Origin of the sequence: Desulforhopalus singaporensis (genome assembly GCF_900104445.1) — a bacterium.
GTDB classification, from domain to species: Bacteria; Desulfobacterota; Desulfobulbia; order Desulfobulbales; family Desulfocapsaceae; genus Desulforhopalus_A; species Desulforhopalus_A singaporensis.
This window is the reverse complement of record NZ_FNJI01000011.1, coordinates 60,387-82,244: the sequence shown is the minus strand read 5'-3', so window position 1 is coordinate 82,244 and position 21,858 is coordinate 60,387. Positions and strand designations below refer to the sequence as shown.

At 54.3% G+C, this 21,858-nt stretch carries 20 protein-coding genes and 1 riboswitch; of the genes, 14 read left to right on the top strand and 6 right to left on the bottom strand.

The annotated features are described in order from the left end of the window. Positions 1-76 precede the first annotated feature (76 nt). The 4 genes from BLQ17_RS09445 to BLQ17_RS09430 all read right to left on the bottom strand — a co-directional run bounded on the left by BLQ17_RS09445 (position 77) and on the right by BLQ17_RS09430 (position 5,778). Entirely contained in the window at positions 77-1,807 is a 1,731-nt protein-coding gene (locus BLQ17_RS09445) for a 30S ribosomal protein S1 (RefSeq protein WP_092222179.1), read from the bottom strand. A gap of 285 nt (positions 1,808-2,092) precedes the next feature. After that, positions 2,093-3,670 (bottom strand): DEAD/DEAH box helicase, encoded by a 1,578-nt coding sequence (locus BLQ17_RS09440; protein WP_092222177.1) that lies wholly within the window; start codon positions 3,668-3,670, stop codon positions 2,093-2,095. Positions 3,671-3,808: 138 nt separating this feature from the next. Continuing rightward, positions 3,809-4,522, bottom strand: a complete 714-nt coding sequence (locus BLQ17_RS09435; RefSeq protein ID WP_092222175.1) for a hypothetical protein — start codon at positions 4,520-4,522, stop codon at positions 3,809-3,811. 74 nt (positions 4,523-4,596) lie between these two features. Then, on the bottom strand, positions 4,597-5,778 hold the full coding sequence (locus BLQ17_RS09430) for a type IV pilus twitching motility protein PilT (protein WP_092222173.1): 1,182 nt from the start codon (positions 5,776-5,778) through the stop codon (positions 4,597-4,599). 145 nt (positions 5,779-5,923) lie between these two features. Here BLQ17_RS09430 and ilvD point away from each other — a divergent pair, with 145 nt between their 5' ends. Both ilvD and BLQ17_RS09420 read left to right on the top strand, forming a co-directional pair. After that, complete coding sequence (gene ilvD / locus BLQ17_RS09425; RefSeq protein WP_092222172.1) at positions 5,924-7,759, top strand: dihydroxy-acid dehydratase; 1,836 nt, start codon at positions 5,924-5,926, stop codon at positions 7,757-7,759. Positions 7,760-8,048: 289 nt separating this feature from the next. Further along, a complete protein-coding gene (locus BLQ17_RS09420) occupies positions 8,049-8,843 on the top strand; it encodes a cytidylate kinase-like family protein (RefSeq protein WP_092222171.1) in 795 nt (264 codons plus the stop codon). Positions 8,844-8,885: 42 nt separating this feature from the next. On the opposite strand, the gene BLQ17_RS09415 is transcribed toward BLQ17_RS09420, so the two are convergent. After that, entirely contained in the window at positions 8,886-9,335 is a 450-nt protein-coding gene (locus BLQ17_RS09415; protein WP_092222170.1) for a CBS domain-containing protein, read from the bottom strand. 468 nt (positions 9,336-9,803) lie between these two features. Between BLQ17_RS09415 and BLQ17_RS09405 the strand changes: the two genes are divergently transcribed. The 9 genes from BLQ17_RS09405 (at position 9,804) to BLQ17_RS09365 (ending at position 16,634) form a co-directional block, all read left to right on the top strand. Further along, positions 9,804-10,136 carry a DUF6951 family protein gene (locus BLQ17_RS09405; protein ID WP_092222165.1) on the top strand — a complete coding sequence of 111 codons (333 nt, stop codon included), beginning with the start codon at positions 9,804-9,806 and terminating at the stop codon, positions 10,134-10,136. A gap of 232 nt (positions 10,137-10,368) precedes the next feature. Further along, a riboswitch (TPP riboswitch) is annotated at positions 10,369-10,466 on the top strand. A 94-nt stretch (positions 10,467-10,560) separates the two neighbouring features. Next, positions 10,561-10,758, top strand: a complete 198-nt coding sequence (gene thiS, locus BLQ17_RS09400; protein ID WP_092222163.1) for a sulfur carrier protein ThiS — start codon at positions 10,561-10,563, stop codon at positions 10,756-10,758. Between the two features lie 2 nt (positions 10,759-10,760). Then, positions 10,761-11,531 carry a thiazole synthase gene (locus tag BLQ17_RS09395; protein ID WP_092222162.1) on the top strand — a complete coding sequence of 257 codons (771 nt, stop codon included), beginning with the start codon at positions 10,761-10,763 and terminating at the stop codon, positions 11,529-11,531. A 49-nt stretch (positions 11,532-11,580) separates the two neighbouring features. After that, the gene (gene thiH / locus BLQ17_RS09390) at positions 11,581-12,690 is read left to right on the top strand and encodes a 2-iminoacetate synthase ThiH (RefSeq protein WP_092222160.1); all 1,110 of its coding nucleotides are present in this window, start codon (positions 11,581-11,583) and stop codon (positions 12,688-12,690) included. Next, a complete protein-coding gene (thiF, locus tag BLQ17_RS09385; protein ID WP_092222158.1) occupies positions 12,687-13,223 on the top strand; it encodes a sulfur carrier protein ThiS adenylyltransferase ThiF in 537 nt (178 codons plus the stop codon). The genes thiH and thiF overlap by 4 nt, the downstream gene beginning before the upstream one ends. After that, complete coding sequence (gene thiE / locus BLQ17_RS09380; RefSeq protein WP_092222156.1) at positions 13,216-13,860, top strand: thiamine phosphate synthase; 645 nt, start codon at positions 13,216-13,218, stop codon at positions 13,858-13,860. Before thiF ends, thiE begins: the two co-directional genes overlap by 8 nt. Before the next feature lie 72 nt (positions 13,861-13,932). Beyond that, positions 13,933-15,222, top strand: a complete 1,290-nt coding sequence (gene thiC, locus BLQ17_RS09375; protein ID WP_281180519.1) for a phosphomethylpyrimidine synthase ThiC — start codon at positions 13,933-13,935, stop codon at positions 15,220-15,222. Positions 15,223-15,377: 155 nt separating this feature from the next. Further along, a complete protein-coding gene (gene panC / locus BLQ17_RS09370) occupies positions 15,378-16,229 on the top strand; it encodes a pantoate--beta-alanine ligase (protein ID WP_092222154.1) in 852 nt (283 codons plus the stop codon). A 201-nt stretch (positions 16,230-16,430) separates the two neighbouring features. Then, on the top strand, positions 16,431-16,634 hold the full coding sequence (locus BLQ17_RS09365) for a hypothetical protein (RefSeq protein ID WP_092222152.1): 204 nt from the start codon (positions 16,431-16,433) through the stop codon (positions 16,632-16,634). On the opposite strand, the gene BLQ17_RS09360 is transcribed toward BLQ17_RS09365, so the two are convergent. Continuing rightward, complete coding sequence (locus BLQ17_RS09360) at positions 16,619-16,915, bottom strand: hypothetical protein (protein ID WP_092222150.1); 297 nt, start codon at positions 16,913-16,915, stop codon at positions 16,619-16,621. The two genes, BLQ17_RS09365 and BLQ17_RS09360, sit on opposite strands and share 16 nt — an antisense overlap. 201 nt (positions 16,916-17,116) lie before the next feature. Between BLQ17_RS09360 and BLQ17_RS09355 the strand changes: the two genes are divergently transcribed. The 3 genes from BLQ17_RS09355 to BLQ17_RS09345 are packed head-to-tail and all read left to right on the top strand — an operon-like array spanning position 17,117 to position 21,781. After that, on the top strand, positions 17,117-18,910 hold the full coding sequence (locus BLQ17_RS09355) for an FAD-dependent oxidoreductase (protein WP_092222148.1): 1,794 nt from the start codon (positions 17,117-17,119) through the stop codon (positions 18,908-18,910). Continuing rightward, positions 18,897-20,732 carry a 2-oxoacid:acceptor oxidoreductase subunit alpha gene (locus BLQ17_RS09350; protein WP_092222147.1) on the top strand — a complete coding sequence of 612 codons (1,836 nt, stop codon included), beginning with the start codon at positions 18,897-18,899 and terminating at the stop codon, positions 20,730-20,732. The genes BLQ17_RS09355 and BLQ17_RS09350 overlap by 14 nt, the downstream gene beginning before the upstream one ends. Beyond that, positions 20,729-21,781 carry a 2-oxoacid:ferredoxin oxidoreductase subunit beta gene (locus BLQ17_RS09345; RefSeq protein ID WP_092222145.1) on the top strand — a complete coding sequence of 351 codons (1,053 nt, stop codon included), beginning with the start codon at positions 20,729-20,731 and terminating at the stop codon, positions 21,779-21,781. Before BLQ17_RS09350 ends, BLQ17_RS09345 begins: the two co-directional genes overlap by 4 nt. Positions 21,782-21,858 lie beyond the last annotated feature (77 nt).

Below are 21,858 nucleotides of genomic sequence, written 5' to 3'. Positions count from 1 at the left end.
AAAAAAAGGTTGTCTTGCCGGATTTACGGCAAGACAACCTTTGAGCTACACTCTGCCCACCTTCCCTTCAGGAAACTTAGTCGTTATCCGCTGAGTCACTGCCCTCTGCGGCCGCTTTGAGCAGGTCTCCAAAAGTAGATGGTGCGGCGTCTGACGCCTCTTTTTCAGCTTTCTTGAACCGCTCGACTGCAGTTTCCTCGTCGTCTCCCTCAAGGGTTTTTACCGAGAGGCCGATCTTGCGGTCTTTTGCGGAAACATTTATCACGATAGCCTTGAGGACGTCGCCGACCTTGTACATACCGACCGGAGTCTTCACCTTGTCCTTGCTCAGCTCGGAGACATGCACCAGCCCTTCGATGCCTTCCTCGAGTTTGACAAATACACCGAAGTCGGTAACGTTGGTGATTTCACCTTCCACCACGGTCCCCGACGGATAGTTGTTATAGGCCGCCTGCCACGGATCCGGTACCAGCTGCTTGATTCCAAGGGAAAATCTCTCGTTCTCCTTGTCAATCTTCAGCACTACAGCCTGAATGGTTTCCCCTTTGGCATATTTTTCCGACGGATGCTTGATGCGTTCGGTCCAGGACAGATCGGACACATGAATGAGCCCGTCAATTCCTTCTTCAATACCAATGAACACACCGAAGTCGGTGATATTTTTAATTTTGCCCTCAATAACGGAGCCCACCGGATAATTTTCGGTGACGAGATCCCATGGATTCGGCTGAAGCTGCTTCATGCCAAGGGAAATCCGCTTGGTTTCGGTCTCGATGTTGAGCACCATAACCTCAACGTCATCACCTACCGAAACCATCTTGGAGGGATGTCTGGGTTTCTTGGACCATGTCATCTCCGACACATGGATAAGTCCTTCCACGCCTTCCTCGAGCTCCACAAACACGCCGTAATCGGTAATCGACACGACCTTGCCCGAAGTGGTCTCGTTGACCGGATATCTATCGACCACAGTTTCCCACGGATCATCACGGAGCTGTTTGACACCAAGGGATACGCGGTCGTTATCCCGGTCGTACTTGAGCACCTTGACTTCGAGTTCTTCGCCGACTTTGTAGAGTTTCGCCGGATGGGATACTCTGCCCCAGCTGAGGTCGGTGATATGACAGAGGCCGTCCATGCCACCCATATCGATAAACAGGCCGTAATCGGTGATATTGGTGATGGCACCCTTGATGATTTGTCCCTCTTCCAGCTTGGAACGCATCTCTTCACGCAGTTTGTTGCGCTCTTCCTCAAGAATGGCCCGCCGTGAAATGACGACGTTGTTTCTTTTCTTGTTGAACTTCAGAATCTTGAAGTCCATCGCATTACCGACTAATGCATCAAGATCTTTGACAGGACGAAGGTCGATCTGGGAATAGGGCAGGAATGCCGGGACACCGATATCGACGGACATACCGCCTTTAACCCGGCTCTCAATTTTTCCGGTAATTGTCTCATCGGCTTCTTGGATCTCGGCGATTTTCTCCCATACCTTGATGGCGATGGCCTTTTCCCGCGACAGGAGCAGCCCGCCTTCTTCCTTACGACGCTCGACAAAAACTTCGTAAACATCGCCGATGTTGATTTCCTCACCTTCTTCCAGGCGAAATTCGGATTTGGCGATATAGCTTTCAGCCTTGTCGCCGACATCAACCAGGAGGTAATCATCTACACTGCCAATGATCGTTCCCATGGCAACGTCACCAACAGCTACCACTCTGTTGTTTTCTTCCATTTCAAAGAGCTCTGCAAAGCTCAGATCTTCACTGCCGTCCTGGATTGATTTGTCAAGTTGTTCTGTCATGGATTTTACTCTTCCTGTGGGCCTCGTCACGTCCGATACGGATCGAGGATAAGGTTAAGGTTTACGGTTACCTGCACGGGGACGCCCCCACGCAGAAAGAAAACAAAGGTTGTCTCTTTCCCTCAAGACACAACCTTTTCTTACTTGAACAGTACTGTATATCAAATTTTCGACAATAATACAAACTCTTCTTGAGATTTTCACACAAAAAACGATCATCGTGATATCACGACTGCGTTATCCTCGTGTGATTATACAATTTGTTATCCGGCCGCAACTGTTAAACTATTCCATTTTGTCCGCCTGGCCGGAAGAACCACTCTTTTTTGCAACAGGCGTCCTGTTTTTCTGGCGCCGGCCGGATCGGCGTCGTTTTTTGCCGGGCTCCCTGCCCCCGGTCCGGGTCCCCGGTTTATCGCGCTGCTCCGGCGGGGGCTCGGCCAGAAGTGATTCCTCCGGCACCGTACAGTTGAATTTGTTACCAATATACTCCTCAATATCCGGCAGGTAGAAAGACCCTTCCTCGCAGGCGAAACTGACCGCTTTTCCTTCGGCTCCCGCCCGCCCCGTCCGGCCTATCCGGTGCACGTAATCTTCAGGTTCGTAAGGCAGGGTGTAGTTCACGACGAAGGTTATACCTTCGATATGAATTCCCCGTCCGGCGACGTCGGTTGCCACCAGGATTTTCACCTTGCCTTCACGAAAGTTCTCCAACCGCTTCATGCGCTTGTCCTGGGCGACGTCTCCTGAGAGCAGCACGCACTCCACCCCGTTGCGGCCAAGTCTGTCGGCAAGCCTTTTCGCTTCGTTCTTCATGTTGGCAAACACAATGATCCGGTCATCGGGGTGCGCCTGGATAAGATTGTACAGGACACGGTACTTTTCTTCAGCAGTGGTGAGATAGATCACCTGTTCCACCGTTTCCACCGCAACCTGCTCAGGCTCCGCCTCCACCACTTTAGGCTTGACGCACCACTGCGACGCGAGGCGCTTGACGTCATCGGGAACCGTGGCGCTGAAAAGCATGGTCTGCCGCTGATCCTGCGACGGCAACCGCCCTACAATCCTCCGGACATCGGGAATAAACCCCATATCAAGCATCCTGTCCGCCTCATCGAGTACCAGGACGCGGCACCGCGACAGGTCCACCACCCCCTTGCCGAGGAAATCAAGAAGCCTGCCGGGGGTGGCGACCAGGATATCGCATCGCCGGTCCTTGAGCAGATCCTGCTGTTTCTGATAATCGACGCCGCCGTATGCCATCCTCACCGATAGATTGCTGTATTTGGCTATTCCCCTGGCATCTTTTGCAATCTGCACCACGAGCTCACGGGTCGGCGCCAGCACCAGCGACCGGACGGCACCTGTACCACCCGGCTTTTCCCCAAGCAGACGAGCGACAATGGCGATAAGGAACACCGCGGTCTTGCCGGTGCCGGTATTGGCCTTGCCCACAAGATCCTTGCCCGCCAGCACGTGTGCCAGGGATTTTTCCTGGATGGGGGTACAATACTCGAATTGCTGGTCGGCTATCGCGTGCATGACCCTGAGCGGAATGGCAAAATCGTGAAAACGACTCTTGCCTTCTGCCGGGACCACCGGAAACTGTTCCAGACTCCACGGCGGTTCCCTCTTCGGTTTCCGGTCCTGGCCGTTTTTCCCAGTTCGCCCGGCCTTTTTAACCTCGGGCGTCCTGGGCTCGGTCTGGCCCTGAGTACCCGGCGACGACACCTGCTGTTGGACGGCCGGGGAATCGCTTTTGCGGTCAACGGAAGATTTTTCAACCAGTTTCCTGCATCGGTTCTTGCCCGACTGCAGGATCTTACGGATTTTCGAACGTGCGGAGATGATGATCTGTTTCATTCAATTTCACTGTATTTAGTTTGACACGCGGTGAGCCGGTACCCGCCACGCCCCAAAGAAGAAGTGCCGTCTCCACCTGGAAAAAAGATGGAGACGGCACCCGGGTGACCGGCGAACTGGAAAGTGCATCCTCAGCTGTTATTTTCCGGCAAACCGCAAGGCTTCCATTACCGGGCCAAACAACTCCTCATATTGCGGGATGGCTTTTCTCAGAATAGTATGGATATACTCGGTTTCCCGGTCATTGATTACCAGATTGGCGGACCAGGCAAGGGCCTGCAGATCATATAATGTGCTGAACCTGCCGCCGACAAGGACATAGAAAATGTATCGTCTCCTGGACATTGTCATAGTCCGCATATATTGATGAAAAGCGCCGTTCTCCAACCCCGCCTGCTCGTAATTTTCATGCAAAAACACCGCGGCATAATTGACAAAACGCATTTTTTCAATGGCTTCTGCGGAATTTTCCGCGCTCTCCACGTGATAGCCGAAATCGGATGCGGCCTTCCTGATCGTCTCCTTTGCCGCTATATCGGGAAAGAGTATCAGGGCGCTGGGGATGTCATCGACGGTTTCCTTGTCCTCAAACGAACCGTCCCGCAGCCACTCTATGTCCGGCGGCGAGGGTGGCACCACCCTGGATGCGGCCGGTTGTCCGCCTTTTTGGGCGTCCGTTCCGGGCTGATTTGCAGCCATGCCGGCAAGGCTCGATCTATCAAGGTTGAACCCCTCGGAACACTGTACGCATCTGACTTTAATCTTCTGGCCGGCCTGCAGCCGACCTATGCTCTCAAGGGCCTTGTCGTTGAGTTTGAGCTGTTTTGCACAATGGGGGCAGTTGACTACCATTATTTCCTCGCACTGAAAAAAATCATTTAGCTAAGAGATATCTGCATCGGTGATGAAAACGTCCTGGACGCATATCAACCGTAGCCGCTGGCGAACCGGTCATCTTCCTGCTCTTCCATACTCAGGCTGGTCAGGTTGGTGGTCGATTCCCCGCGCTCGGACTTGATCCGATCAATTCCGCGCTTCAACTCGGCCCTCTGCGAACAGTAGATGATAGCGGTCTCTTCGGTTATCAGTCCCTGTTCGTAAATATCCAGGATATGCTGGTCAAAAGTACGCATATGCAGGGCGGCACCCTGGCTGAGTATGGAATAGTACGTCTTGTCCTCGGTTTCCCCATTCAAAATCAGGTCTTTTACCCGGAGGCTGGTGCGAAGGATCTCCATCGCCGGGATTCTTCCGCCGCCGACCCGCGGCATGAGGCGCTGACTGACGACCCAGCGGATGGTGTCCACCAGCCGGTTGCGGATCTGGGCCTGCTCTTCCTGATCGAACATGGAGATTATACGGTTCATGGTCTGCCCTGCATCAATGGTGTGCAGGGTCGAAAGCACCAGGTGACCGGTTTCGGCGGCGGTAAGTGCGATCTCCATGGTCTCCCGATCGCGCATTTCACCGACCAGGATAACCTTGGGCGCCTGCCTGAGCGCCGCTCTCATACCGCCGGCAAAGGTCTCGAAATCGTTTCCGAGTTCACGCTGGTTGAACGTGGCCTTACGCTGGGCATGGACGTATTCTATGGGATCTTCAAGAGTCACCACATGCACCGCCCGCTCCTGGTTGACCCTGTTGAGAAGGGCGGCAAGGCTTGTGGTCTTACCGGTACCGGTGGCGCCGGTGAACAGCACAAGCCCGTTGAGTTCTGCGGCCATCATCCCGAACGCCTCGGGGAATTTCATCGATTCGATTGACGGCACGGTGGTTTCAAGTTTACGCAGAACGGTGGTGAAATACCCTTTCTGGGTGAACACATTGACCCTGAACCTGGCTTTGTCGGACAGGGCGTAAGAAAGGTCGCAGGACCCTTTCTCCACCAGGTCTTTCAGCAGACGCTGATTTTTTCCAATAAGGTTAAGAGCAAAAGTTTCGGTCTGAAAAGGAGTCAACTCTTTTACGGGCGGCTCAACCTCCACCGGCACCAGGATACCGGCTGATTCCACCTGCAGGCTTTTGCCCACGGTGATATTGAGATCCGACACGTTGCTGTGCGATTCCAGCATCGTCGCAATCCAGTAATCTATTTCAGTTCTTTTCATGCCCCTCCCTTGAAAATAAGTGCAATACCGCTATTAATAATAGTATATTGTCTCTTTATCTAACAATTGATACAAGCTTTTTAGCGTTTTTTCTAGAAATTTCTCGATTTTCCAAATCCAATTCAATAATCTGGAGTATTTCATCATGGCAATTCCACTGCGCAGCGCAACCACGACCCAAGGGCGGAGAATGGCAGGTGCCCGAAGCCTGTGGCGTGCAAACGGTGTCAAGGAAGAACAGTTCGGCAAACCCATCATCGGCATCGCCAACTCCTTCACCCAGTTTGTCCCGGGGCACGTTCACCTCCATGAAATTGGTCAGCACATCAAGGGCATAATTGAAAAATCAGGCTGTTTTGCTGCAGAATTCAACACCATTGCCATTGATGACGGCATTGCCATGGGCCACTCGGGGATGCTCTACTCCCTCCCCTCCCGGGATCTCATTGCCGACAGTGTCGAATACATGTGCAACGCCCACACCGTGGACGCGCTGATCTGCATCAGCAACTGCGACAAGATCACCCCGGGCATGCTGATGGCCGCCATGCGGCTCAACATTCCTACTATCTTCGTATCGGGCGGTCCCATGGAAGCAGGAGTCGACGGCGACAAACGCTACGACCTGGTAGACGCCATGGTAATGGCGGCGGACAGGGAGGTAAGCGACGAGCAGATCGACCGGGTTGAACGGTGCGCCTGCCCCACCTGCGGTTCCTGCTCGGGTATGTTCACCGCCAACTCGATGAACTGCCTCAACGAGGCCTTGGGCCTGGCCCTGCCAGGCAACGGCACCGTGGTTGCCACCCATGCCGGACGGAGAAAACTGTTTGAGGACGCGGCCCAAAGAATAGTCGAAATGGCAACGGCCTGGTACCAGAATGAAGACAGTTCGGTGTTGCCGCGCTCCATAGGTTCAAGGGCTGCTTTTTTAAACTCCATGACCCTCGACATTGCCATGGGCGGGTCGACCAACACGGTACTGCATCTGCTCGCCGTTGCCAGAGAGGCAAAAGTGGATTTCACCATGGCCGACATCGATTCACTGTCCCGCAGGGTGCCCAACCTGTGCAAGGTTTCCCCAAATTCTGATTACCATATCGAGGACGTGAACCGGGCCGGCGGTATCATGGGTATTCTCGGCGAACTTGATCGTTGCGGGCTGCTTGACACCAGCGTCAGCAGGGCCGACGGGACCACCCTGAGCGAAGCCCTCGACCGCTGGGATATAACAAGACCCAGCCACACCGGACAAGCGGAGACACTCTACCTCAGCGCTCCTGCCCGCACCGGCGCCAACCTTACAATGGGATCGCAAAAGACCATGTACAAGGAAGCCGACCTTGACCGGGAAAACGGCTGCATCCGCGATATAGCCAACGCCTACAGCAAGGACGGGGGACTCGCCGTCCTCACTGGAAACATAGCCAGAAACGGATGCATCGTCAAAACCGCCGGGGTTGACCCCTCGATTTTCAAGTTTGTTGGCAGGGCCAAGGTGTACTCCTCGCAGGAAGCCGCCTGCGACGCGATCCTCGGCGGCGACATCGTTGCCGGAGACATTATCGTCATCCGCTATGAAGGCCCCAAAGGAGGCCCGGGCATGCAGGAGATGCTCTATCCGACATCGTACCTTAAATCGATCCATCTCGGCAAGGAGTGCGCCCTGATAACCGACGGCAGGTTCTCCGGCGGCACCTCGGGACTGTCTATAGGCCATATCTCGCCGGAGGCGGCCGCCGGAGGAGAAATAGGCCTTGTGCAAGACGGCGACACCATAGAGATCGACATCCCCAACAGGTCAATCAGGGCACTGGTTTCCGACGAAGAGATGGATAACAGGAGGCGCCGGGAGGAAGCCAGGGGAAGCCTCGCCTTCACTCCGCAGGACCGGGACCGGCAGGTGAGCAGCGCCCTGAAGGCGTATGCCCTGCTGGCATCTTCCGCCGATACCGGCGCGGTTCGCATTCTTCCCGAGTAACAGTCACACCACACGGCGGCAATCGAAGTTCCCGGACGGAAGAACCGGAGGGATTGCCGCCAGCTGTTTTTATTTCGTTACAACAGCGAGGCAGAATCTGGCCAAAGCCGCCCCCGCCCCCGCACCTTTTTTACCAGTTGATATTTGCCCCAAAAAAATCTACTCTGAAAATAGTTTGTTACCCCGCACAGTTTGCGAGTTCAGCGGCTCGCCATGAATGTGTCGCCATTCGGGTTGAGACTGCAGAGCGACGCCACAGATTGCTCGTTTCTTCAAACAGGAGATTTTCATGCCGATTATCACTATTTCCAGGGGCAGTTATCACCACGCAAAGTCCGTCGCCGAAAAACTGGCGGCAAGACTCGGGTACCCCTGCCTGTCCCGTGACGAACTTATAGACAGCCTTGAGGAGTTTCATCTGCCCGAGATCAAGCTTGTCCGCGGCCTCAAGGATTCCTTCTCCATTCTCGATCGATTTTCCCACGGCAAGCAGCGATTTGTAACGGCGATAACATCGTCGGTTCTGCAACATTTCCTCCCCGGCAATGTTGTGTTCCACGGGTTGGCCGGCCACTATTTCGTACGCGATGTTTCCCATGTACTGAAAGTGAGAATTATCGCCGACATCGACAACCGGGTGGCGGACGAGATGCATCGTTCCAATATTTCAGAGGAACAGGCGTACTTTCTGTTGAAAAACGACGATGAAGAACGACGCAAGTGGGGAATGTTTCTTCACGGGGTAGATATCGTGGACCCCCAGCACTACAACCTGATTGTCAATATCGGAGAGATATCGGAGGAAGAAGCGGTGGAGCTTATCGCCACCACCGCCGGATTTGAGCGTTTTCAGGAAACGGAACAATCGCAGAAAACCCTTGGGGACATGGCCCTCAGCGCCCTCATCAGGACCAGGCTTCTCGACTATCCCAACGTTTCGGTAAGCGTGCAGGACAGCAACGCGCTGATATCTTTAAAGGCGCCGGAAAGTCAGCAGGGCATCATCAGGGAAAGAATCGTGCAGATGCTAGACGGCATCAGCACCATGAAGGAGTGCACCTTCAGGTTCGATCCCTATTTCTGACAGCCGCGCAATCGGCGGCGGCAACAGACGAACCCTTGCCGATCAGGAGATAAGGGTTCGTATTATATCCTTTTTGCCGACCACGCCCACCAGGCGGTCGCCGTCCATCACCGGCAGGGTGTGGACCCCCTTCTCGGCCATAATGGTTGCCATCTCCTCAATGGAGGTCACCGTGGAGACGGTGACCGGTTTTTTCGAGCAGATATCCCCCACGGTCGCCCCGGCGATTTTTTTTATCTCCTTTTCCATTTTGTCAGGATTTTCGAGATAGATGACGGAATCCAGAATCGTCACAACGGTGGGAATGTGGATCTTTTTCTTCTGGTCGATCAGATCACTCTCGGTAACGACGCCCAGCAAGGTGCCATCGTCAGCCACGACGGGAGCCCCGCTGATATTGTTTGACGCCAGGAGTTTTGCCAGTTCGATAACGCTGGTCTCGGGTTGTACCGTGACAACCTTTTTGGTCATAATATCTTTTGCCTGCAGCATATTTTCTCCTTTATTACGTAACACCGGAACAACACAGGTATCCCGGAATCCGGGGCAACCTCATTATACCACGTACAGGATACAAAGTGTATAACCTCAAAACAACAGGGAATTTTATTTTTATGGCGCCCAACCTGTTACCGGTTGTGCGCCCCCCTTCAGCCCGGTGAATTTTCACCTGGACAAGTTTCGCCAGTCCCGGCACATACGGCGATAAAGACCAGGACACGACCGTCACCGCAGAAACGAGAAGACCTATGGTGTAATCGAGCGGCACTTCAACCTCGTAGCGGACCCGGTCCCGGTTGCAGCGGACCATGATCGGCTTGACAGGCGCCCCCAGACAAATAATTCATTAAATAGTTGAACAATTATACAATGTGGATAAAACTGCATCCTGAGACAATTAATGACAGGCGCAGAGTATGCAGCCCGTGTCGATGAACAATACAACCGGAGATGACCACGATGACACAAGTGAAAATTTTTGCCGGAATATGCGGCTTTACAACAACGGTGCAGAGCGAGGACCGGGGTGGATACAAGGCCGGCCTGAAAATCACAAGCCAGTGCCCCAACTGGAAGAAGGTGGACGAGATCCTGGCAGACGATGATATCAACGTTATGACCGAACTGTTTAAAAACCGCCAAACCGGCGAGTTGAATTCCAGACTTCTCGATGTTGCGCTGAAAACCATCCCCCACGTTTCCTGCCCGGTGATTTCCGGCACCTTCAAGGCCCTGGAAGTAAGCGTCGGGCTGGCACTGCCCAAAGACGCCACCATTACTTTTATCGACTGATCCGCAGATCACCAGGATAATGCTCCCGGAAGAGTCGGCCGCTTTTGGTGTACGGCTCTTCCTTCCCGACCTCAACACTGCCCTGTCCCCCCACGCTGCCGCACGCCATGATACCAGCCTGCCGTGGAATCTATGTAACCCATTGTCTTAAAACAAGAAATCACCATCCAACGTTGTCCTGCAAGGGAGCCAAAACAGATATTGACAATTGTCCCGAAGCCGTTTATAAGGAGAGTAACGCTAGGGGTGCTCTCCGCTGAGAGGATTTCGATCCAACCCTTAGAACCTGATCTGGATAATACCGGCGAAGGGAAGCGGCTAAAGTTGATGTTGGGAAAACTACAAGTCTCACCAAAGCCACTTACCCTTATTTCAGGGTAAGTGGCTTTTTTTTTGGCTAACTGACATCAAGGAGAAACAACACATGCGGATCAAGATAAACGGCAGGGACCAAGACATTGACACCGGCAGTCTTACGGAACTTATCGACCAGATGGATCTTCCCCCGTCATCACTGGTGGTGGAACATAATCTGCGGTTAGTACCACAGGACCAATGGGCGACGACACGGCTTGAGGAAGGCGACGTCCTGGAACTGCTAAACTTTGTCGGTGGAGGATGAAAATGACTGACGACACTTTGCAACTGGGCAACAAGACCTTTACCAGCCGGCTTCTTACCGGCACAGGCAAGTTTGCCGATAACGCGCTCATCTCCGGGATGCTTGAGGCGAGCGGTTCACAGATCATCACGGTGGCCCTGAGAAGAATAGACCAACAGAGCAAGACGGACAATATTCTCGACTCTATCCCCCAAAACGTAACCCTGCTGCCAAACACCTCGGGCGCGAGAACTGCGGAACAGGCGGTCAGGATAGCCAGGATAGCCCGTGCGGCCAGCGGCACCAATTTCATAAAAATAGAGGTGATTACCGATGCCAGGTATCTTATGCCTGACAACCAGGAGACGCTCGCGGCAACGGAGATTCTCGCCAAGGAAGGTTTCATTGTGCTGCCGTATATCCTGCCCGATCTCCCCCTGGCCAAGAGACTGGAGTCGGCCGGAGCTGCGGCGGTCATGCCCCTTGGCGCGCCGATAGGCACCAACAGGGGTCTGGAGACCAAGCCGCTGATCGCCATGCTGATCGAAAACTGCAGGGTACCGGTCATAGTCGACGCCGGTCTGGGACTGCCTTCTCACGCCGCTGCGGCCATGGAAATGGGAGCAGACGCGGTTCTGGTCAATACGGCCATCGCCACCGCAGGTGATCCGGTGACAATGGGAAAAGCGTTTGAACTGGCGGTTCGGGCAGGCCGTAAAGCGTATCTTTCAGGGGGGGGACAATGTTCCGACCAGGCTGTAGCCTCATCCCCGCTTACCGGTTTTCTCAACTGAGATTTTCCGGACAATAGCCGAGACAACGGCTTTGTCCAAGGAGGAAAACATGTCTTTTTTTGAAGTATTAACGCAATATCAAGACTTTTCATTCGATGACTATTTCGCCACAGTCACCGATGCGGATATAGCGCGCATAGTGACGCTGGATAAGCTGCGTCCCGCCGACTTTCTGGCTCTGCTGTCCCCTGTCGCCGCCAACCACCTGGAACTGATCGCCCAAAGAGCCCACCAGCTGACGGTACAGTATTTTGGCAAGACCATTCAGCTGTTCACCCCGCTCTACATCTCGAACCACTGCTCCAATAACTGTATCTACTGCGGGTTCAACCATACCAACGAGATCAAGAGACGGACCCTGACCCTTGCAGAGATCGAAGAGGAGGCAGCGGCGCTGTCACGGACGGGAATGCAGCACGTGCTGCTGCTCACCGGCGAATCGCTGCAGGCAACACCCATCGACTATCTGGTCGACACCGTCCGCTGCCTGAAAAAATACTTTGCGTCGGTGGCGATCGAAATATTTCCCATGGAAGAGGAAGAATACCGCCTGCTGTACCGCGAAGGAGTGGACGGACTCACCCTGTTCCAGGAAACCTACGACCAGGAGACATACCGGAAGGTACACCTTGCCGGCAGGAAAAAAGATTTCCGGTTCAGGCTCGACGGCCCCGAACGGGGAGCCCGCGCCGGTTTCCGCACCGTTAATATCGGCGCTCTGCTCGGCCTTGCCGAGAGCAGGAGAGACTTCTTCTTCACCGGTCTTCACGCCGCATATCTGGAACAGCAGTTTCTCGACACCGAAGTGGCCGTCTCCCTGCCCAGGTTCAACGAAGCGGAGTGCGACTACAACCCTCCCTTTTCGGTGAATGACAAACTGTTTGTCCAGTACCTGATGGCGTTCCGGCTGTTTTTGCCAAGGGCCGGAATCACGGTCTCGACCAGGGAGAGCAGCGCCATGCGCGATAACCTCACCCGGCTGGGAGCGACCCGTTTTTCCGCCGGGGTCTGCACCACCGTAGGCGGATACAGCAAGGCAGACAGCAGCGACACACCCCAGTTCGAGATCACCGATGAGCGCAGCGTCGCCGAAGTCGCAACAGCCATACGGCAACAGGGATACCAGCCCGTCTACAAAGATTGGGACGACATCCGATGAGAACGGGAATTGCAGGTGTAGGAGGCATTGGTTCAAACGTTGCTGTAAACCTGGTGCGCAGCGGGGTCACCGATCTTACGCTGATCGATTTCGACCTGGTCGAACCATCGAACCTAAACCGTCAGTTCTATTTTGCCGACCAGATAGGAAAGCCCAAGGTTGAAATGCTTGCAGCCAATCTCAAAAGGATAGATCCCGGTGTCAACCTGGTTACCCGCTGCACCAGACTTGACAACGGCAACCTCGAAACGCTCTTTGGTGACTGCGATATCATTGTTGAGGGATTTGACAGGAGCGAAGACAAAAAAATGGTCCTTGAGCTGCTCGGACCGCTCAAGAAATTGACGGTTTCGGCATGCGGTATCGCCGGGCTCGAGCTTGACGCCATCACCACCAGAAAAATAGGCAACTGTTTCGTGGTCGGTGATTTCACAAGAGATATTCACGACCACCCGCTTTTTTGCTGCAAGGTGGCGGCGGTGGCGGCAAAAATGGCGGAAATAGTCTTAACCTACGGGGGATACAATGACTGACAACAAACCATCCCTGCCCCAGGGAATATACGGCATAACTGCTGAAAAATTTTCCCGTGGCCGCTCCAACACGGAGGTCGTCAGAGCGATGATCGACGGCGGAGTGACTACTGTCCAGTACCGGGAAAAACGACACCTGAAGGACTACCGTGAGATCCTTGACGAGTGTTACGCAATCAGGGAAATCACACGGGACAGCGGTGTTGTTTTCATCGTCAACGATTTTGTCGATATCGCACTTCTGGTCGACGCGGACGGGGTCCACGTCGGACAGGAGGACCTTGGGGTTAAAGAGGTGCGCAAACTCCTGGGACCCGACAAGATAATAGGCCTTTCCACCCATTCGCCGGAACAGGTGGCAGGTGCGGAGGAAGCGGGCGCCGACTATATAGGGGTGGGTCCCATCTACGCGACCCGGACCAAGGAAAACGTGGTCGATCCCGTGGGGCTGGAGTACCTGGAATATGTGGCAACAAACTGCCCCCTGCCCTTCGCCGCAATCGGCGGAATAAAAGAACACAACATAACAGAAGTAGTAAAACGCGGTGCAAAGACCGTCTGCCTGGTGACGGAAATAGTCGGAGCAGACGATATCAGCAAGACAGTGACCTCGCTTGCAAAAGCGATGTTATCATAACCGTTTTCGCTTGTGAAAAAGCGAAGTTCCAACAGCCGATCAGCTGTAAATCTTATCAGTGGAGAATATATCGTGAGTACCTATACAACCCAGAAAGATGCCGCCCGGAAGGGCATCGTGACCCCCCAGATGAAGAACATTCTCGCCACCGAGTCCATAGACGAGACCAGCCTGCTTGAAAAAGTGGCGGCAGGACAGATCGCAATACCTGCCAACCGCAACCATAGCAGCCTTCTCGGGGCAGGAATCGGCACCGGACTCAGGACAAAAATCAATGTCAATCTCGGGGTCTCCGAAGACTGCTGCCATGTTGAATCAGAACTCAACAAGGTCCGCCGTTCGATCGAACTGAAAGCCGACGCGATCATGGACCTTTCAACCTTTGGCGACACCCGGACTTTTCGGAGGAAAACCGTTGAAATTTCGCCTGTTATGATCGGCACCGTCCCGGTGTACGATGCCGTTGCCCGCTACGGTAAGGACGTAGGAGCTATAACCGTAGACGACTTTTTCGATGTGGTCCGGATGCATGCCGAAGACGGCGTCGATTTTTTGACCATCCATGCAGGCCTTAACCAGTCGGCGGTGGAGCGGCTCAAGAACAACCCGCGGCTCACCAACGTGGTAAGCCGCGGCGGCTCCCTGCTGCTCGACTGGATGCACAGGAACGATTGCGACAACCCGTTTTTCACCCATTTCGACCGGCTGCTCGACATCTGCAGCCAGTTCGATATTACCCTCAGCCTGGGAGACGGACTCAGACCGGGAAGTCTTCACGACGCCACCGATGCTGCGCAAATCCAGGAGCTGATAGTCCTGGGCGAGCTGACCAAGCGCGCATGGGCGGCGGAAGTCCAGGTAATGATCGAAGGCCCGGGACATGTACCGCTCAATGAAGTGGTTTCCAATATGCAGCTGGAAAAGAAACTGTGCCACGGCGCCCCTTTTTATGTATTGGGACCTCTTGTGACCGATGTGGCACCAGGATACGACCACATTACCTCGGCTATCGGCGGCGCTCTTGCCGCGGCAAACGGGGCGGACTTTCTCTGCTACGTGACCCCGGCCGAGCACCTTCGTCTCCCCGACATGGACGACATGAAAGAGGGGATTATCGCTTCGCGGATTGCCGCCCACGCAGCCGATGTTGCCAAGGGTATTCCCGGAGCGATCGAGTGGGACAATAAAATGAGCCACGCCCGCAAGGAGCTGGACTGGAAAAAAATGTTTGATCTTGCAATCGACCCGGAAAAGGCAAAAGCCTACCGGGAATCCTCACAGCCTATCGACAGTGATGTCTGCACCATGTGCGGCGACCTCTGTGCGGTAAAAAGGAGCAGGGCGATTCTTGAAAAGGCATAACGGGGCCGCCGGGGTTGTGCCTCGGCGGACGGGGTAAAACGACGTCCCCGCTGCCGAGGCGGTTTTCCCGGCTTGTGTTTTTTGTTATTTTGGTGAAAAATGGTGCTACCTGCTAGATATCGTTTTTTGTCAAACTACACAAATGAGGTGCTGAGATTAAGATCATCGAATCCATAACAGAAATGCAGCAGTATGCAGATCAGCTGCGGGCAGATAGCAAAAAAATTGGCTTTGTTCCCACCATGGGTTATCTCCACCAGGGGCATCTGTCTCTTGTAGATATAGCCGGCGAAAATTGCGACACAGTCGTTCTCAGTATTTTCGTAAACCCGGCCCAGTTCGGCCCCAATGAAGATCTGGACTCCTATCCGCGAAACGAGGGAAAAGACATCGAGCTTGCCAGGGAAAAAGGTGTCGACGTGGTGTTTCTGCCGTCAGCCGATACAATCTACCCCGACGGCTACCAGTCCTATGTCGAACTTGCCCATCTGCCCAACCACTTGTGTGGTCTGTCCAGACCGGTATTTTTCAAAGGCATTACGACGGTAGTGACGCAGCTGTTCCATATCGTCAAACCCCATGTCGCGGTATTCGGCGAAAAAGATTTTCAGCAACTGGCTACCATCAGGAGAATGGTGAAGGATCTCAAGTTCGACATAGAGGTTATGGGCGGGCCCATAGTTCGCGAGCCGGACGGACTCGCCATGAGCTCAAGAAATGCCTATCTCAAGGATCACCAGCGAAAAGCGGCTCTCAGTCTGTCGAGATCGATACAACACGCAAGACAGATGGTGGCAGACGGGACAACGGATGCGACCTCCATAATCCAGCAGGTAACGGCGATACTTTCCGAGTTTGCCGAAAATACCATCGACTACGTCTCCATCTGCGACACCGAAACCATGGACCCCGTTTCATCGATAGAGGATTCGGCCCTGCTGGCAATTGCCGTGAACCTCAACAAAATACGGCTGATCGACAACACCGTTCTCAACCGCCAGGGGTAACAGGACGTTTTTACCCCCGACCACCAAAGAAGGCTCCACCGCACCGCCGTGGGGCCTTCTTTTTTTTTTTGCCGGGATGCCAGTTTTTTTTCAACCGGCGGCCTTTTGGACAAACTAACATATAGCTTGATTTTGGTCTGTCCGTGGTTATAAGATTTTAGTGGGCAATTATCTCATGAACCTTATTCTAGGAGACAAACCATGGATTTTGATCACTCTTTAGCAAACTACCTCGACGAAGACGGCATCAAAGCTATTCAGCAACTGGAAAAAGAGACGGGCAAACAGATTATGGCCTATTACGCTCCGCCTTCCCCGGCAAACCTGGCCGACGATGACCTGGCAAAAATCAGGAACCTGGAGAAAAAACTCTGCGTCAGGCTGGTGGCCTACAATACCCACTGATATGTGACCAGACCCGATTTCTCACGGGTTTCTCCAAGGAGAAACCGCACGGTCGACACAAGCTGCACGGCCGATTCCATTACCAGCAGCAGTAAAAAAATGCAGCCCAACGGTTTGGCCGGGCGAAAACTACCCGGCCTTATCGCCGTGGCCGCGCCCCCCGGCTGCCGCTGCCGAACAACACCGCCGCTTCCGCGCAAGCCGTACCGGGTACGGATACCGAAACCGCTGGCATCACCGGTCAAGGCACGCAGGGAGACACCAGAGTCTTTCGCATCCACGCCTCACCATGATGCCCCGCCTTCTTCAGCCGGAGGGAATATACAGCTGTGCCTGCAAAGCAGGCTGGTACAAACCGCAATCAGTGATGTTCTTCTTGCTTTGAAAAGATTAAAATTTACTTTTAATTAAAGGAGCTATTTTATATCCTTAGTGGCGAAATTTCCATTTGATCTCCCACCAGCGACAGAGAGGAATTTGTCTTGAAACCTACAAACATCGACAATCCGGAATATTTCCACAAGGTAATCGACTGCCAGTACGCCTGCCCGTCGCACACCCCGGTGCCTGAATATCTGCGGCTTATTACCCAAGGCAAATATGATGAAGCGTACAAAGTAAACTGGATTTCCAATGTATTCCCGGGTGTTCTCGGCCGCATCTGCGACCGCCCCTGCGAACCTGCCTGCCGCAGAGGACGCGTTGAGGAGAACCCTGTGGCCATCTGCCGACTCAAACGGGTTACTTATGACTACAAGAGCAGCGACACCTCCTTTGTACCCGCCATTCCAAAAAAGAAAAACGGCAAGAAGATCGCCCTTGTCGGCGGCGGACCGGCGTCGCTTACGGTTGCACGCGACCTGCTCCCTCTGGGATACGAGATAGACCTCTACGACGACCAGAGCAAGGCCGGGGGATTTATCCGCACCCAGGTCCCCTCCTTCAGGTTACCGGAAAAAGTCCTCAACGAGGAGGTCGACAGGATCATCGAAATGGGGATCAACACCCATTTCAACCACTATGTCGACTCGCTGAAAAAGATCATTGATAAAAATTACGATGCCATCTTCATCGGTACCGGCGCCCCCAGGGGACGCGATCTGCCCGACCTGCCCGGAAGAGAGGCCGGGGATTCCTCGATTTTCATAGGTATCCAGTGGCTGGCGGCCATCCTCTATCGTCATATCACCAACGCTCCGGACCGGGTTCTTGTCCTTGGCGGCGGTAATACCGCCATGGACTGCTGCAGGATGGCCAAAAGACTTGGAGCGCAAGATGTCAAGGTCATGGTGCGAAGCCCCCGGGAGCAGATGAAGGCATCGCCCTGGGAAATCGAAGATGCGATCGACGAAGGCATCCCGATAATAGACAACCACTCCCCGGTGGAATTCGTCGTCAAAGCCGGCAAGCTTGTGGGGATGCACTTCCAGAAAGTTCAGGTGCGTTACACAAATGATGGCAAAAAAGAGCTTGTCCCGCTTGATGCCCCCCCGGTATTCTACCCCTGCGACCTGGTGCTGCTGGCGGTGGGGCAGATGAACGCCTTTCCGTATATTGAAGAGGATATCGGCATTGAGATGAACGAACGGGGCACCCCGAAACTGGACAAGATCACCCACCAGTCGACCGTTCCCCATATCTTTTTCGGCGGCGACGCGGCCTTTGGCCCTAGAAATGTCATCACCGCGGTTGCCCATGGCCATGAAGCGGCGATATCGATCGATATTTTCTGCCGGGGCAAAGACCTGCACCGGCGTCCCGCCCCGAAAACCAGCCTGCTGAACCAGACGATGGGAATGCAGGAGTGGCTGTACGACGCCAAGGTCACCGAAGACAGGAGGTATGCGGTTCCCACGGTCGACAGGGTAAAATCGCTCAAAAACAGGCTGGTGGAGGTCGAACTGGGGTTCAGCAAGAAAACCGGCCACCAGGAGTCTTTTCGCTGCCTGAACTGTGACGTGCAGACGGTCTTTGACCACTCAACCTGTATCGAATGCGACGCCTGTGTTGACATCTGTCCGGAATCGTGCATTAACTTTATAGAAAATGCAAGCGAGGAGGAGTTGCGGCAGAACCTGACAGTAGCCGCCGACAACCCCGCCCAGGCCCTCTACGTCTCCGACATCCTGCCCACCGGCAGGGTTATGGTAAAAGACGAAAATGTCTGCCTTCACTGTGGGCTCTGCGCCGAACGATGCCCCACCGCATCCTGGGAGATGAAAAAATACACGTATAACTCAGCAGAAGCTGGAGATAAGATAGATGAACAGGATTGAAAGCGTCAACGATTTTGTCATTCGGTTCGCCAACGTCAACGGTTCCGGTTCAGCCAGTGCAAATAACCTGTTTGCCAGGGCGGTATTCCGGGCCGGGGTTCCGGTAAGCCCAAAGAATATATTTCCCTCCAACATTCAGGGGCTCCCCACCTGGTATGAAGTGCGGGTCAGCGGCGACGGATTTCTGGGCAGGCGGGGGGGGATCGACATGACCGTGGCGATCAATGGCCAAACCATGCAGAAAGATTACCATGACCTGCTTCCGGGGGGATATTATCTCTACGACTCATCCAAGCAGCTGCCCGAAGACTTCCAGCGGGACGACGTCATTGTCATCGGCATTCCCCTCACCCGCCTGTGCAGTGAGGAGTTCAGCAACCCCAAGCTGAGACAGCTCCTGAAAAATATCATATACGTCGGCGCCCTGGCTTTTCTGCTCGACATCGAGCTGGCCCTGTTCACCGATTCGGTCACCAGACAGTTTAAAAAGAAACCCAAACTTGCCGAACCCAATATCAGGGCCCTTGAGATCGGTTTCAATTACGCCAGCGAGCACTACCAGGATACCTGCGGTCTTACCATCACCAAGACGGACAAGCTGGGAGACGACATTCTCATGGACGGCAACTCCGCCTTTGCCCTTGGAGCTATATATGGCGGAGCGACAGTCGCCGGCTGGTACCCGATAACCCCTTCCACCTCGGTGATCGAAGCGTTCGACCGGTACAGCAAGACCTTCAGGATCGAGAAGGATACCGGCCGCAGCAAGGTTGCCATCCTGCAGGCGGAGGATGAGCTGGCCGCCATAGGGATCGCCATAGGCGCTGCATGGAACGGTTCCCGCTCCTTCACCCCGACCTCGGGTCCGGGCATCTCCCTGATGAACGAGTTCCTGGGCCTTGCCTATTTTGCCGAAATTCCGGTGGTGGTGGTCGATATCCAGCGGGCGGGTCCGTCCACCGGCATGCCCACCAGGACGCAACAGGCGGATCTGCTCAGCTGCGCCTATGCCTCGCACGGGGATACCAAGAACGTTCTGCTGTTTCCCTGCGATCCGCGTGAATGTTTCGAGCTTGGAGCCGCCGCCTTTGATCTTGCCGAACGGCTCCAGACGCCGATTATCGTAATGAGCGACCTCGACCTCGGCATGAACGATCACGTCTGCGGCCCCCTTTCCTGGGACGACAGCAGGAAATATGACCGCGGCAAGGTGCTGAGCTATGAAGACCTGGAAACTCGGCATGAAAAATGGGGCAGGTATCTCGATGTGGACGGGGACGGCATCTGCTTCCGGACCTATCCCGGTACCCACCCGACCAAGGGTGCCTACTTTACCCGGGGAACATCCCATACCGAATATTCCGCCTACACCGAGGAGAGCTCGGTATACAAGGCGGGAATGGAGCGGCTGCTGGTAAAATGGGACACCGCGAAAACCCTGGTCCCCTCGCCAAGAACCAAGATCCGCGACCCCAAAAAAAACATCGCCCTGGTGTTTTACGGTACGACCACCCACGCGGCATACGAAGCCATGGCGAGGCTGGAAAAGCGCGGCACAGTCACCAACTCGATGCGCATCAGGGCATTCCCTTTCCAGGACGAGGTGATCAACTTCATCGACCAGCACCAGCAGGTTTTTGTCATCGAACAGAACCGCGACGCTCAGCTGCGCACCCTGCTTATTGCCGAAAACTCGATATCACCGACAAAACTTCAGTCCGTTCTCAATTTCGACGGACTGCCGATTACCGCGGATTTCATCACCGAAAAAATATCCGCTCTGCTGGAGGCCGGTTCCACCGCCGGGAAAAAACAACCATGACCTCGACAAAACCAGCATTCCGCCACCCCAAACTGGCCCAGAACAGTCTCGGCTTAACGAGGAAAGATTATGAAGGCGCAGTATCGACCTTATGTGCAGGCTGCGGACATGACTCGACGACCAACGCCATCATCCAGGCCTGTTTCGAACTCAACATCGAACCCCACCGGGTCGCCAAGATGTCCGGTATCGGCTGCTCCTCGAAAACGCCGGCCTATTTCCTGGACAGATCCCACGGGTTCAACGCGGTCCACGGCCGCATGCCGTCGATCGCAACCGGCGCCAACATGGCCAACAGGGACCTGCTCTACATCGGCATATCGGGAGACGGCGACACCGCGTCGATCGGCATGGGACAGTTCGCCCACGCGCTCAGGCGAAACCTGAACCTCAACTACATCTGCATGAACAACGGCTGCTACGGACTCACCAAGGGACAGGATTCGGCAACGGCGGACATGGGGTCGACAGGGAAAAGGGGCATCCCCAACCCCTACGCGTCCATCGACCTCTGCGAGCTGGCAATCGAGCTTGGAGCAAGTTATGTGGCAAGAGGTTTTTCCGGGGACAAGAAACAGCTGGTTCCCCTGATCAAGGGAGCTTTTGCCCACAGCGGACTCGCCTTTATCGATGTCATTTCCCCCTGCGTAACCTTTAACAACACTTCCACTTCCACCAAAAGCTATGAATATGTCCGCGAACATATCGAAGCGACGAACACCTTCGATTTTATCCCGCTGCAGCGGGAAATCCTGACCGACTATGCTGAGGGCACCACCCAGGAAGTGATAATGCACGACGGGTCTATTATTCATCTGCACAAGGTCGACTCAAAAGAAGACGTGACCAACCGGCTGAACTCGGTCAACAAGCTGGAGGAGGAAAAGGCCAAAGGACGACTGCTCACCGGACTACTCTATGTGAATCAGCAGATCCGCGAGACCCATGATATTCTCAATACCAGCCTGAGGCCCCTGAATTCGCTCACGGAAAACGATCTGTGTCCCGGCAACACCGAATTGCAGAAAATAAACGACAGCCTGAGATGACAAAACCGTGGTGTAATCCGCCGACAGATACCGGTAACACATATAAACTCAACCGCTGTACCTTTTAACAAGGAACT